General features: G+C 44.9%; 13 protein-coding genes and 1 pseudogene. 10 read left to right on the top strand and 4 right to left on the bottom strand.

All coding sequences use genetic code 11. The features are described 5' to 3' along the window. Positions 1-193: 193 nt before the first annotated feature. From QUA83_RS29030 to QUA83_RS29005, 6 genes and pseudogenes are all read left to right on the top strand, one after another. A pseudogene (locus QUA83_RS29030) lies at positions 194-1,461 on the top strand (IS701 family transposase). A 324-nt stretch (positions 1,462-1,785) separates the two neighbouring features. After that, positions 1,786-2,103, top strand: a complete 318-nt coding sequence (locus QUA83_RS29025) for a hypothetical protein (RefSeq protein WP_333297599.1) — start codon at positions 1,786-1,788, stop codon at positions 2,101-2,103. 284 nt (positions 2,104-2,387) lie between these two features. After that, the gene (locus QUA83_RS29020; protein WP_333297597.1) at positions 2,388-2,603 is read left to right on the top strand and encodes a transposase; all 216 of its coding nucleotides are present in this window, start codon (positions 2,388-2,390) and stop codon (positions 2,601-2,603) included. 315 nt (positions 2,604-2,918) lie between these two features. Further along, positions 2,919-3,416: a TIGR00725 family protein gene (locus tag QUA83_RS29015; protein WP_333297596.1), complete on the top strand. Its 498-nt coding sequence runs from the start codon at positions 2,919-2,921 to the stop codon at positions 3,414-3,416. A gap of 8 nt (positions 3,417-3,424) precedes the next feature. Then, positions 3,425-3,946, top strand: a complete 522-nt coding sequence (locus QUA83_RS29010; RefSeq protein WP_333297595.1) for a hypothetical protein — start codon at positions 3,425-3,427, stop codon at positions 3,944-3,946. A gap of 288 nt (positions 3,947-4,234) precedes the next feature. Then, positions 4,235-5,497 (top strand): TPM domain-containing protein, encoded by a 1,263-nt coding sequence (locus tag QUA83_RS29005; protein ID WP_333297594.1) that lies wholly within the window; start codon positions 4,235-4,237, stop codon positions 5,495-5,497. A gap of 109 nt (positions 5,498-5,606) precedes the next feature. Here QUA83_RS29005 and wecB read toward each other — a convergent pair whose 3' ends face one another. Then, positions 5,607-6,719, bottom strand: a complete 1,113-nt coding sequence (gene wecB, locus QUA83_RS29000; protein WP_333297592.1) for a non-hydrolyzing UDP-N-acetylglucosamine 2-epimerase — start codon at positions 6,717-6,719, stop codon at positions 5,607-5,609. Positions 6,720-6,980: 261 nt separating this feature from the next. Between wecB and QUA83_RS28995 the strand changes: the two genes are divergently transcribed. After that, positions 6,981-7,556 (top strand): pseudouridine synthase, encoded by a 576-nt coding sequence (locus tag QUA83_RS28995; protein WP_333297591.1) that lies wholly within the window; start codon positions 6,981-6,983, stop codon positions 7,554-7,556. 62 nt (positions 7,557-7,618) lie between these two features. Here the strand turns inward: QUA83_RS28995 and QUA83_RS28990 are convergent, their stop codons facing one another. Continuing rightward, entirely contained in the window at positions 7,619-8,464 is an 846-nt protein-coding gene (locus QUA83_RS28990) for a hypothetical protein (protein WP_333297589.1), read from the bottom strand. 196 nt (positions 8,465-8,660) lie between these two features. Between QUA83_RS28990 and ctpB the strand changes: the two genes are divergently transcribed. Continuing rightward, positions 8,661-9,980: a carboxyl-terminal processing protease CtpB gene (ctpB, locus tag QUA83_RS28985; protein ID WP_333297587.1), complete on the top strand. Its 1,320-nt coding sequence runs from the start codon at positions 8,661-8,663 to the stop codon at positions 9,978-9,980. A gap of 410 nt (positions 9,981-10,390) precedes the next feature. On the opposite strand, the gene QUA83_RS28980 is transcribed toward ctpB, so the two are convergent. Both QUA83_RS28980 and QUA83_RS28975 read right to left on the bottom strand, forming a co-directional pair. Beyond that, positions 10,391-10,828 carry a VOC family protein gene (locus tag QUA83_RS28980; protein ID WP_333297586.1) on the bottom strand — a complete coding sequence of 146 codons (438 nt, stop codon included), beginning with the start codon at positions 10,826-10,828 and terminating at the stop codon, positions 10,391-10,393. A gap of 162 nt (positions 10,829-10,990) precedes the next feature. After that, entirely contained in the window at positions 10,991-11,500 is a 510-nt protein-coding gene (locus tag QUA83_RS28975; RefSeq protein ID WP_006631343.1) for a TIGR02652 family protein, read from the bottom strand. A 106-nt stretch (positions 11,501-11,606) separates the two neighbouring features. On the opposite strand from QUA83_RS28975, the gene QUA83_RS28970 reads away from it, so the two are divergent. After that, positions 11,607-12,164 (top strand): gamma carbonic anhydrase family protein, encoded by a 558-nt coding sequence (locus QUA83_RS28970; RefSeq protein ID WP_333297584.1) that lies wholly within the window; start codon positions 11,607-11,609, stop codon positions 12,162-12,164. A gap of 29 nt (positions 12,165-12,193) precedes the next feature. Continuing rightward, entirely contained in the window at positions 12,194-12,799 is a 606-nt protein-coding gene (locus QUA83_RS28965; protein WP_333297583.1) for a Uma2 family endonuclease, read from the top strand. Positions 12,800-13,005: the final 206 nt, after the last annotated feature.

Below are 13,005 nucleotides of genomic sequence, written 5' to 3'. Positions count from 1 at the left end.
TTTATCTAACGATAACCTCAAGGATTGGCGCTGCATAATCGAAGGATGAGCTGTCAATCCCAATCGGAAAAATTAGCGAAGTAACCGGGTTTTGAGAAAGTCCGACAGGGTATTAACGGGACTTAAACAGAAAATACGATAAAAATAGGTTATAATGCTTACATAGCAAGCATATAACGTTAAGAAATGACCCATGAAAGAGACAACCCCTGCCGCGATGCCCCCCTGCTTCGATAGATGGTGTCAAAGATTTGACGATATTTTTGGTCATCTTGCCCAAAAACGAGAGTTTAGGAACTATTTAGGGGGATTATTGGGAGAAAGTGAACGAAAAAACCTGTCGCAGATGGCAGAAAATGCCTTGGCGAGTAACTTACCACAAATTACATCATTTTTTAACAACAGCGCCTTGGTCATTCAATGAACTCAATCAACGTCGCCTAGACGTAATGAATCAGTGTAACTTGCGCCAAGATTAGTCGAGGATTTAGCCTGATAATAGATGATTCAGGTCACCGAAAAAGTGGTAATTTTACCGACGGTGTAGGCAGACAATACATCGGACAAATCGGAAAAACTGATAATGGGGTAGTAGTAGTTACAAGTCATCTATATGATGGTAAGAAGAGCCTGCCATTAGATATTGAATTATATAAAAAAGCCGACTCATTACCAGAAGGAAAAGATGACCCAGAATTCAAGAAAAAGCCAGAAATAGCCATAAATTTAATCGACAAAACCTTAGCGAGAGGCTATAAACCAGGAATAGTATTGATGGATGCAGGGTATGGTAATAACACCAGTTTTTTACAAGAATTAGAAAACCGAAAATTAAAATACATCGGAGTCATCGCCAAAAATCGCAAAGTAATAATTCAAAAAACCGAAAATGAAACAGAGGAAATTCGAGCCGACAACTTAACCAAAGCCTTGCCTGTAGAGGCTTTCACAAAAATTCAACTCAATCTAGAACGACCGAGAACAGTATGGGTAGCAATTAAAGAAGTCGAATTATCAAAATGCACGGGTAAGAAAGTAATAGCCATCGTCATGAATGCAGATACTTTCGATACCGCCACTGAAATAGATTATTTGATGAGTAATGTTGACTTATCAACAGCGACAGAGGAGTGGATAGTAAAAACTTATTCACAAAGAAATTGGGTCGAAGTTTTCTATCGGGAAGCCAAGGGCTGGTTGGGGTTAAATGAATATCAAGTCCGAGATGAAATCAGCCTGAAAAGACATTTCATTATGGTGTTTTGTGCCTACACTTTCATTCTCTGGCATACCTTAACAGGAGGATTAAGGCGCAAATGGGCAAACAAACCTTTAAACACTTTTAGTGATGCACTCGAAGCATTTCGGACAGCCATATCTTTTAGGTTTGTGAAATGGTTGAACCAAAATTGGGACGTATTCTCCGCTTATAAAGCCAGTTTAGGCTTTGTTTGGGCTTAAAATTTGTTTAAGTCCCGTTAATTCCCTGTCGGACTTTGTTTGTATAGGCTCGGTTTCCACCCAGATTCCACACCCTGGGTGTCATACCAATTTTATGTGAAGTTGCATATAATAGAGAGATGGCGTTTATGGTGCGTTTTATGGCTCGTAGTTTAAAATCACAATTGAAGAAAGTGCAGAATTTTTAGAAAAACAACTAAAAAATACTCGTACAGCGAGTCAGAAAGAACGAATACAAGTATTATGGTGGTTAAAAACAGGGCAAGTACAGGAGCAGCAAGAATTAGCGAATCGTTTGGGTAGAGACAAATCTACGATAAGCAGGTGGTTACAAAAGTAGCGACTTGTGGAATATCAGAATTATTGTTGGTAAAAAAAGCCCCCGGACAAGTACCACACTTGACTGTTGAGGCATTAGCCGGACTTAAAGAACGCTTGGCAACAGGAGCGCCTTTCAAAAGCTACGGGGAAATAGTGGAATGGTTAAAAACAGAGTATAATTTAGCACTGACTTATGCAAAAGTCTATGCCTGGGTACATTATCGTCTCCAAGCAAAACTGAAAGTGCCAGGTCCGCAAAGTGCTTTACAAAACTTACAAGCAGTGGAGCTTTTTAAAAAAACATCATTCCAGCAGTATTGACGTTTCAAAAATATTTTGGCAAGGGCAAAAGGCTACGATATTTGTGTCAAGATGAAACCCGGTTGGGATTAAAAACATTGACAGGAAAATTAATTACAGCCAGGGGTGTAAAACCAGTTGCTCCCCTACTATGGAAACGTAAAAATTTTTGGTTGTATGGGGTAGTCGAACCATTGAGTGGCTGGCATTTTTGCCAAGAATACGCTGAGCTTAACGGAGAAGATTTTTAGAAAATTATTGACGCTCTTTCTCTAGAATTGGGTGAAGATATAGCCATCATTCACATGGATAAAGCGGGTGATCATACCACTAATGAACTCTCATGGCCAGAAAATTTAATTCCTGTCTGTCAACCTTCACATAGTCCAGAACTTAATCCAATTGAAAGGGTCTGGGAATATATCAAAAAGGAACTTGTTGGAGAGGTTTTTACAACACTTGAACAATTACGAGAGCGATTGAAACAAGTTCTTGAAAAAATCACTCCGCTTGCAAATTAGTTCGTTATCATCTTACAAGTTTATTCTTGAAGCCCTATTCTATGCAGCTTCATATTAAATTGGTATCACACAGCGTAATTACGCAGAAAACTATATTTTGAAAGTAATAAATTATGCCTTTAAAAAGGTTTTTATCCGTGCAGGGTCTTAACGTATAATTTATAGCTTTATTGCTAGATAAAAATCAATAAAAACCGATTGTGACAGGTGAGGCTGCGCCATCTGGCTAAGAAAGATCGAGAGCCCTTTCTCGCCCAGATTCAGAAGGGTTCTCGCTCTTTCAAGAATGCGATATATTCCACCCTAAACTATGATATGAAAAAAATCATCATCGGCATCATGGGCCCTGGCGATAGTGCCACATCAACCGACTTAGAAAACGCCTATCAACTCGGACAACTCATCGCCGAAGCAGAATGGATATTGCTAACTGGCGGTAGAAATGTTGGCGTCATGGATGCCGCCAACAAAGGAGCAAAATCAGCTAACGGTTTAACAGTCGGCATCCTTCCGGGAAATGACACTCGTGGCATTTCTGAAGCTGTAGATATTGCTATTGTCACCGACATGGGAAACGCCAGAAATAATATTAACATTCTTTCTTCAGATGTAATAATTGCCTGCGGTATGGGTACGGGCACTGCTTCGGAAATCGCCCTCGCTCTCAAAGCTAACAAACAAGTTATATTGTTAAATCACAGCGCCGAAAGTCAAGTTTTCTTTAAAAATTTAGCACAATTTAACATCTTTGTGGTAAACAATGCTGTAGAGGCTATGAATCAAGCTCGCGAAATCCTATCAAATCCAAGATGAAATCCAAGATGAGAGTAAGCAAATTCAACTTTTGTGCGATCGGCATTTTCCTGACTTTGGGGATTTTCGTCACTACCAAAGCAGACGGAAGAATTGCACAGTTCAGTTTCAGCAACAAATCCACTCAAAAATTAGCACAAACCCTCCCTCCTCCTCCCCCTTTCACACAGCCTGTTACCGAACAAGAAGCGCCACCTATTCGCAGCGAATCCGTGCCGGATCAAATCGCTTTAGCAACCCATTTGCAGACCATCAAAGCTAGAATGTACGGTGCTTACTGGTGTCCTCACTGTCATACGCAACAAGAACTTTTCGGCAAAGAAGCATTTACCGCCCTTACTTACATTGAGTGCGATCCCAGAGGCAAAGATGCTCAACCGGATTTGTGCAAAGCTGCTAATATTAAAGCTTATCCCACTTGGGAAATTCGGGGGAAATATTACACGGGCCGGCAATCTTTGGAAAAACTGGCTATTTTATCCGGTTATAAAGGCAGCAGCAATTTTCTGCCACCAGTTCCCTCTCCTTAAAAGTATCTTAATTAGTTCGCACTTGCACTCGCCCACTAAGAAACCGAGTTTTTGAACCCAGATTAACGGTTTTCAGCAATTATTTTGGTTAAAAACCCGGTTTCTCGCCACCCGTGCGTCCATGACTATAAATGTAAGGTGCTGAGGGCGCACCTAAAATTATGATTTTTATGAATCCAACTTCTGAATAATATGAATTGACGTGACCGTGAGCTGGTTATTTAATTGTAATTAGGCGGACAGATATATGTCAATTTCAGACTAGCAGTTATTCAGGAGACTGAAGCGATGCAGTTACAATTTAGCAATAAACAAATAATCTGGACCAGTTTGCTGTCCTTTTCGGCAATTGCATTTCCCCTAACGAGCCAAGCTATAACAGTACAAGAAGTACCGAATCCCCGTCAAGTAAATAACACTTGGGTAACGGACAAGGCAAATATTCTCAGCGACAGCACCGAAACTCAGCTAAATCAAATGATTTCTGATTTAGAGGCGAAAAACGGCTCAGAAATCGCTGTTGTGACAGTGCCTGATACTAAACCATCTGCGACACCAAAAGCATTTGCTACAGAATTATTTAACTTTTGGGGTATTGGGAAGAAAGGTACAAATAACGGAGTTTTATTGTTGATTTCTGCGGGTGAACGCCGCGTTCAAATTGAAACAGGTTCTGGCCTTCAAAGTATTTTACCCGATGCACAGGTAGTGGGAATTATTAAAACCGAAATTACGCCCCGATTTAAACAGCAGGACTTTGACGGGGGCACATTAGCCGGGACAAAGGTGTTAGTAAATGTTTTACAAACTCCGATTCTAAATGCTCAATCTCAAACCACGCTGCCTTTGGCTCCAATCGTACCATCTCAAGCGGTGAAACCGTCACCAATACCTAGTCAATCGCCAGTTATTAGCAATAGTACATCCACAGGTGAAGATTCATCGAATTTAATCTATGGCTTACTTGGGTTGTTATTCATAACATTCATAGCATTTATACCTTGCTTCATTATCTTCAGGATATTTAGCAGGTTATTTTCTCGGAGATATCGTTACCGCCACCGCCGTTATCCGCGCAATTACAGCAGTAACAATCGCAATTACGGCAGTAACAGTCCCAATTACAGCAGTAACAGTCCCAATTACAGCAGTAACAATCGCAATTACAGCAGTTACAGTCCTAATTACAGCAGTAACAATCGCAAGTATAGCAGTAACAATCGCAAGTACAGCAGTAACAGCATCGATGACAGTAGCACTAGGGACTACAGCAGTAACAGTAGTAGCGATGATTGCGGTGGCTACTACAGCACTAATAGCAGCGACTACAGTATTAGCAGTAGCGACTACGGGGGTAGCTTTGGCGGTGGCAACTCCAGCGGTGGCGGTGCGGGTGCCGATTACAGCAGTAGCAGTAGCAGTAGCGACTACAGCAGCAGCAGTAGCGACTACAGCAGCAGCAGTAGCGACTACAGCAGCAGCAGTAATAGTAGCGACTACAGCATTAGCAGTAGCGACTCTAGTAGTGGGGGTGGCGGTGGGGATTGGTAATTTGGGAATGCAGGTAGAAACCGAGTTTTTTTAACAGGAATTAGTCCCCCTCTGCGGGGACTTCGTTTGTTTAGTTACGGTTTCCACCGTCCCACTCGCGAGGGGTTAGCTAACTAAAATACTCCTCAACAATTTTCAAAATCCGCGAGGCGGCCAAGCCGTCCCCAAAGGGATTAATTGCCATTGCCATTGCGTTGTATGCTTCGGAATTGCTCAGCAATTCTGCCGCTGCTGCTGTAATTATATCAGAATTAGTACCAACCAGTTTAGCAGTACCAGCGGAAATTGCTTCTGGTCTTTCTGTGGTTTCTCGTAATACTAAAACTGGCTTGCCCAAACTAGGTGCTTCCTCTTGCAAGCCACCGGAATCTGTGAGGATTAAATGACATCTCTGAATGGCTCCTACTAATTCTGCGTAATCTAAAGGTTCCGTTAAAAATACTCTGGGATGGTCGCCCAAAAGAGCTTGCAAAGGTTCTCGAACAGTGGGATTTCGGTGTAGAGGTAAGAGCAAGGCTGTATCGGGAAATTTATCTAATATTTGGAGAAATGCGTGAGCAATTCCTTGTAAGGGTTCGCCCCAATTTTCGCGGCGGTGAACTGTTGCTAAGATAGTACGATATTTGCTCCACTCTAAGTTAGGAATGTTGCATTCTGGTTCGCGTTTGGCGACAGAAAGCAAAGCATCGATTACTGTGTTGCCTGTACGGTGAATTTCTCCCAAAACGCCCGATCGCCCTAAATTATCTTGGGCCAGCTCTGTCGGGGCAAAATGCAGCCTTGTGAGCTGAGATATCAACCGTCGGTTAGCCTCTTCGGGGTAAGGATTGAACACGTCGTCTGTCCGCAATCCGGCTTCTACGTGACCTACGGGTATTTTCTGGTAAAATGCAGCCAAAGCAGCGGCAAACGCTGTCGTTGTATCGCCCTGAACTAAGACGATGTGGGGCTGCAATTCTTTAAACAATGCTTCCAAACCCTGCAAACTCCGGGATGTAATATCTGTCAAGGTTTGCTGGTGCTGCATAATTGCTAAATCCCGATCGGCTTTTAGATCGAACATTCGCATTACTTGCTCGACCATTTCTCGGTGCTGACCGGTTAAAATTACTTGGGTGTCAAAGGTTGGCGAACTTTTGAACAGTTGAATTACTGGGGCGAGTTTAATCGCTTCCGGGCGAGTTCCTAAGACGATGCAAACGCGGTGTGTGGCTTCGGGCATGGTAAAATTGGGTAGTTGAGATTTGCGAGGCTCTTAAAGGCTGAAGATTTTAGAGCTGGTTTGAATCGTTGGTTAACAAGATTTATTTTTTTATGAACCGCAGAGGGCGCAGAGGGCGCAGAGGAGAGAAGAGAGATAGAAAGTGGTTTGACGTTGGGTGGGGGCGGGTTTTTGAGATTGTGAGTTTTAGCCAATTATTGTCGGTGAAACCGGCCCCTACAAATTTATTGACATTAGTACATTCTTATTTTTTAATTTGTCATGCCCTATCGGTACATTTTATTTTACAAACCCTATGATGTTTTAACTCAATTCACTGACAATTCAGGGGAAGTTAAACGCAGAACCCTGAAAGATTATATTCCGATTCCTGACATTTATGCAGTAGGAAGGCTCGATCGCGATAGTGAAGGTTTGTTGCTGCTAACCGATGATGGACAAATGCAGCACCGCCTCAGTGACCCGAAATTCGCTCATCCCCGCACTTACTGGGTGCAAGTTGAACGAATTCCTGATGCAAGTGCGATCGCCGCTTTGCAGACAGGTGTCACAATTCAAGATTATCGGACTCGATCGGCAAAAGTGCAATTCTTGTTAGAAGAACCACCTTTGCCACCCCGCGAACCGCCGATTAGATTTCGCAAAAACGTGCCGACAGCTTGGCTGGAAATGACCCTCACAGAAGGCCGCAACCGTCAAGTGCGCCGGATGACCGCAGCAGTAGGGTTTCCGACGCTGCGGCTAGTCAGGTGTGCGATCGGGCATTTGCGTCTCGAAGGCCTCAAACCCGGTGAATGGCGCGAACTAATTCAAGCCGATTTGAGATTTGAGATTTGAGATTTGAGATTTTTGATTGGAGAATTACAGTCAACAGTCAACAGTCAACAGTCAACAGTCAACTACTTTCGAGGCGGCAAAATAAAACTCTCGTTTCCATCCTGATCTTTTTGCACCTGAGCTCCCAACTTTACAAGAGCTTGTTTCGCCCTCATTCGCACCAACTTATCAGTTGTTTGAGCATAAACCGTGCTCCAAGCAGTAAACCGCACCGGCACGCTATCGGGATCTCGGCGCAAATACTCAGCAGTTGCTCGAAACATCGGCGCCAATTTCGGCCCGGACGGGTTTTTTTCCACCCAATCAGCGGCCATTTCGTGAGAGTTAATTGACTCCGGAATATCCCCCAACAGCAGCAACTCATCAATACCTTTAGTGCGCCACACTATCCATGATTGGGAATGAAGTTGCGGCGAAAGGGCAAGGGCCCTAGTACCACGCTCTATAAAGTTAACAGCAGTTTCAGGCTTTCCTTGATAAAAAGAAATAGCTGTGGAAAGAAACAGGTAGATGTCAGTCCACCGTGGGTCGCGCTGCGTAACTATGTCAAAATAATCTTGGCTCAGATTGTAGCCCGTCACCTCTCTGGCTTCGTCGTCGCCAAAATACTGCAAAAATTTGAGAAATGTCCAATCTGCAATTAAATTGTCAAACCCAAAACTAGGGATAGTTTTGAGCATTTTTAGCCGCAAGGCTTCTTGCTGCGCCTCTTGCTGTGCGGCTTGCTTGAAACGGGCAGCAGATATTCCAGAGGGCGGCTTTTGCCCCTGAACACGAACTGGGGACATTCCGCCCAACTCCCCGCTAGACTGCATGGCCACGACCCCCGCCAGCGCTGCTAGGCCGATAACTCCATTAACGAGCAGGCTCAACCACTTACGCGAAAATTGTTCGATTTTAGCTTCCACGGCACTTTATAAATCCAAGTTTTAAATTAAGTTTATTGAAAGAGAGTAATAATTGGTTGGCGATCGACTATGAATCTCGTTAAACTGTCCAAAGGGATAGTGGAGCCTCCACACAATAGTTTAAGTAGTAGTGTGAGATTTTTTAGCAATATAAAATCTCAAATCAAAAATCTAAAATCGAATTGAGCCAAATTCAATGAATCAAGCCCGCAGACGCTTTTCTAAATTACAGGCAGCCCTGTTCAGTGGGGCAATGGCAACAACCGCTTCGATATCTTTGCTCGTTCCCGGCCTGAGCCAATCAGTCCGCGCCGAGCTTCAAGATAGCCCCAAAGCTGTCTTAGACGAAGCTTGGCAAATTGTCAACCGAGACTATGTTGATGGCAGCTTTAACAAGACTGACTGGCAATTGACCCGCCAAGAACTGCTGAGCAAAAACTATACCTCTCGCGAAGCTGCTTACACCGCTCTCCGCAAAGCCCTAGAGAAATTAAACGACCAGTACACGCGCTTCATGGACCCGAAGCAGTACGAAGCGCTGACGAATCAAACCTCTGGGGAACTGACGGGGGTGGGGATGAGGCTGGAAGAAGACGAGAAAACGAAAGCGATTACCGTAGTCGAGCCGATGGAAAATTCCCCGGCCCTGAAGGCAGGGATTCTAGCGGGCGATAGGATTTTGGTGATTGACGGCAAAACTACCAAAGGCATGACTGTCTCGGATGCGGCTCAGATAATTCGGGGCGACGAAGGCACGAAAGTCACGCTGCGGATTGCTCGTGAGGGCAAAAGCGAATTTGACATCACTCTGACTAGGGCGAGAATTGAGGTAGCAGCGGTTCGCTACAGCCTCAAGAATGAAGGCGGTCAGAATGTCGGTTACATCCGTTTGCAAGAGTTTAGCTCTCACGCGGGCGAACAAATGCAGGCGGCGATTAAAAAGCTGTCGGATCAGAAAGCTGACGCTTTTGTGTTGGATTTGCGGGGGAATCCCGGCGGGTTGCTGCGAGTGAGCATTGATATCGCTCGGATGTGGATGGATACAGGGGCGATCGTCCGCACAGTCGATCGCACGGGCGATTCTCAGGAAATGAAGGCAAATCGCACTGCGCTCACTGACAAGCCTTTGGTGGTGCTCGTGGACGATAACTCGGCCAGCGCCAGCGAGATTTTGGCGGGTGCTCTGAAGGATAACAAGCGCGCAACTGTGATGGGCGGCCAAACTTTTGGCAAAGCTTTGGTGCAGTCGGTGCATTCTTTGGCTGACGGTTCGGGATTGGCGGTGACGATCGCTCACTACTATACTCCCAACGGTACGGATATCAGCCAGAAGGGGGTTACTCCCGATGTTAAAGTCGAAGTCACCGACGAACAAAAGCTGAAATTAGCTAACAAACCGATGTTGGTTGCGACTAAGGATGATCCTTGCTACGCGCAGGCGATCGCACTTTTGAAAACTACTGCTTCCTCTGCCCGTCCCGTGGCCGCTAATGAGGTTATTGTTCCTAAAAAGTAAGTAGTTGAAACCGTAATTTATTAACAATAAGCATGAATATGAAACCCGCACCAGCGGGTTTTGTTTTTATGCTTATTGTTAGGGGGTATTAAGTGAATTTACGTGAGAAAACGTAAGATACAGATGGTTAAAAAGCTGGCTCTATGAGCATTATTCCTTCTTCCTTCTACTTAAGTTATTGGTTAATTGATAAGCTGTTGCGGCCTTTAAATTGTCTGTCAAAAAAAATCAAAGTCTTGTGGGGAGTAGGGGTTGGGCGTCCCGCCCGCCCTCAATATACAACTTAAAGGCGCGACAGCTTATCCTGATTAAAGCAAATTAGTGGGATGGGGATTTTTTAACTGCAGATATTAGCAGATGAACACAGATGCACGCTGATGGGATTTCTTAATTGGGGATTTCTGACTTAATTAGTCATTCATGCGCCGGATAAATTCTAAGGGCAAACCGTCTGTATCGGCAATAAAAGCTACTTCGTAAACATTTTGCCCGATCGCCTGTTGAGTCGGTTCTAATAAAACTTTCAAAGCTTGAAACTGGTTTGGTTGGTCTTTAGCAGCTTCCTCAAACCGTTTTTTCAGAGACTGCAACCAACTAGGTAAGTCAGTTGTCGCCTCCGTTAAATCGAAAGATAAATGATAATATCCAACATAATGCTCGTCTCCGAAAGCATCCGGTGCGGGTTTTGGTTCCGGGATTTGAATTAGTTCGATGCGTCCGTTGAGACCTTCCATCCAACAGGCTAGGGTGTAACCTGTGGTAAAGCGATCGCTCACAGTAAATCCCAACTGTTCGTAAAAGGCGATCGCCCGGTGAATGTTAGCAGTGCGAATCGAGGCGTGGTGCATTCGATTTTAGATTTTAGATTTTAGATTTTAGATTGGGGAATTGGGCATTGGGCATTGGGCATTGGGCATTGGGCATTGGGCATTAGGCATTAGGAATAGGAACTAACTAATGACTAATAACTAATGACTAATGACTAATGACTACTGACTAATGACTAATAACTATTCAAACAACCGAAAATAGGGATATCTAATCGGAACTCCCGGCTCTTTTTCCAAATCAAAATTAATCACTTCCCAGCAAGGGTCTTCTTGGGGATCGGGGCTAAAATCCACAGGCAAACCGTACAGCCTCGGCCGGGGCGATTCCGACTGGCCCCGCCAAGGCGTGCTGCGTTCCAAATAAGCGCTGATTAAGTCGCGATAGCGTTGGGCAACGATCACGCGAGTTGCTCGGTAGCCTTGAGTATAGAGTCGATCGAGCGCTTCGTGAATTTCAAACCGAATCCCGTCCGGGTGCGTGTGCTGGCGATACCATTCATTCTCCCAGCGACGCCAGTGCCGCCCAGACTGAAGGTGAACCAGTTCCCCCGTTTTTGGATCTGCCTCAAATGCCCCGTGACGCGGACACAAATAGGTATCCGTTAGCGTTAAAGCCGGAATTGTTTGGCGACAGTGGGGACACTGAATTTCCGGGCCAAACATCGGGTATTGCAAGGCAACTTCAATCATTTATTTGCGTCCCAGCATATTTTCTCTGCAAAAGTCCCAAATACTCTTATTATATCCCGTATCAACAACCAGCTAATCTGCTAGAAGTATAACGATCGACCAACTAATGAGCAATCTCAACGAATCTCAGTCTGCACTTCCTTCCTATTGGCCCAGGCCAGATCTGTCCCAAGCGGCTTTTGTCGCTGAAGGCGCTGTTGTCATCGGCAGGGTAGAGGTGGCTGCAGGCGCTAGTATCTGGTACGGGGCGGTGGTGCGGGCGGATGTAGAGCGAATTGCGATCGGCTTAAGTACCAATATCCAAGATGGAGCAATTCTCCACGGCGATCCGGGGAAACCGACTGTTTTGGAAGATTTCGTGACAGTCGGACACCGAGCCGTGATTCACTCAGCTTACATTGAACGGGGCTGCCTGATCGGGATTGGGGCGATCGTCCTGGACGGAGTGAGGGTGGGCACAGGCTCGATCGTCGGTGCAGGGGCTGTTGTCACCAAAGACGTTCCCCCTCACACGCTAGTGGCGGGAGTGCCTGCCAAACGCCTCCGGGATGTCTCTGAGGAAGAAGCTGCGGAGTTGGTGGAACACGCTAAGCGTTACGAAAAGTTGGCTCTGGTTCACGCGGGTAAAGGTTCTGATTTGGGATTTGGTGAGTTGATACAATAAGATTTTTAGCAAAAAACTATTAGTTTCCAATGGCTTACACCGCGCCAAAAATCTTAACTTTTGAAACATTCCTCGATCGATATGGTGACAACTTCCGCTACGAACTCGCTGACGGAGAATTAGTTGACAGGGAACTCACAGGCCCGCACGAAACCGTCAGCGGTAAACTGGCAACTCAAATCGGCATCGCCATCGCAGCCGAAAAACTACCTTGGTTCATTCCGCGCACTTGTTTGATCCGTCCATTTTCAGATGCAGCTACTGCCCGCCGTCCCGATATTGTCGTATTAGATGAAACTGCTATTGTCAGCGAACCTCTTTGGGAAAGAGAACCTGTGATTACGCTGGGACGATCTATTAAATTGGTGGTAGAAGTCGTCAGCACTAACTGGGAAACAGATTACGCCCGAAAAGTTGAAGAATACGCTCTTTTAGGAATTCCCGAATATTGGATCGTTGATTATCGCGGATTGGGTGGCGCGGTTTTTATCGGCAAACCAAAACAACCTACTGTCACCGTTTGCGAACTGATTGACGAAGAGTACGTGCAGCAACAATTTCGTCTGGGCGATCGGATTATTTCTCCTTTGTTAACCAGCTTGCAACTGCGGTTAGATGATGTTCTACCGCGATAAAGTGGCGTGTCAAACTACATATAGAAATTAGAGAGAAGAGTCCAGAAACCGATTTTTTTTGAGAAAACTCGATCCCAGCGCAGAAACATATAAAACCCCGGTTTTTGCGATGGAGTGGGTAATTTATGAGGGGTGCATCTCACTTTTGCGAATGTGTCAAAAAAGAGTTAAAATGAAAAAGCTAGTAAAATCGTCAAATAAAGATG

It is taken from the genome of Microcoleus sp. K1-B1 (assembly GCF_036704705.1).
Taxonomy (GTDB): domain Bacteria; phylum Cyanobacteriota; class Cyanobacteriia; order Cyanobacteriales; family Microcoleaceae; genus Microcoleus.
Note: the sequence above shows the minus strand (reverse complement) of the source record. Positions and strands in the feature narration are given on the sequence as shown.

Excerpts from the sequence above, each read along its gene's own strand:
- QUA83_RS28995 (WP_333297591.1), top strand. The coding sequence starts at position 6,981 with ATGCCCTATCGGTACATTTTATTTTACAAACCCTATGATGTTTTAACT.
- QUA83_RS28970 (WP_333297584.1), top strand. The coding sequence starts at position 11,607 with ATGAGCAATCTCAACGAATCTCAGTCTGCACTTCCTTCCTATTGGCCC.
- QUA83_RS28975 (WP_006631343.1), bottom strand. The coding sequence starts at position 11,500 with ATGATTGAAGTTGCCTTGCAATACCCGATGTTTGGCCCGGAAATTCAG.
- QUA83_RS28965 (WP_333297583.1), top strand. The coding sequence starts at position 12,194 with ATGGCTTACACCGCGCCAAAAATCTTAACTTTTGAAACATTCCTCGAT.
- QUA83_RS29010 (WP_333297595.1), top strand. The coding sequence starts at position 3,425 with ATGAGAGTAAGCAAATTCAACTTTTGTGCGATCGGCATTTTCCTGACT.
- ctpB (WP_333297587.1), top strand. The coding sequence starts at position 8,661 with ATGAATCAAGCCCGCAGACGCTTTTCTAAATTACAGGCAGCCCTGTTC.
- QUA83_RS29015 (WP_333297596.1), top strand. The coding sequence starts at position 2,919 with ATGAAAAAAATCATCATCGGCATCATGGGCCCTGGCGATAGTGCCACA.
- QUA83_RS28980 (WP_333297586.1), bottom strand. The coding sequence starts at position 10,828 with ATGCACCACGCCTCGATTCGCACTGCTAACATTCACCGGGCGATCGCC.
- QUA83_RS29020 (WP_333297597.1), top strand. The coding sequence starts at position 2,388 with ATGGATAAAGCGGGTGATCATACCACTAATGAACTCTCATGGCCAGAA.
- QUA83_RS29005 (WP_333297594.1), top strand. The coding sequence starts at position 4,235 with ATGCAGTTACAATTTAGCAATAAACAAATAATCTGGACCAGTTTGCTG.
- wecB (WP_333297592.1), bottom strand. The coding sequence starts at position 6,719 with ATGCCCGAAGCCACACACCGCGTTTGCATCGTCTTAGGAACTCGCCCG.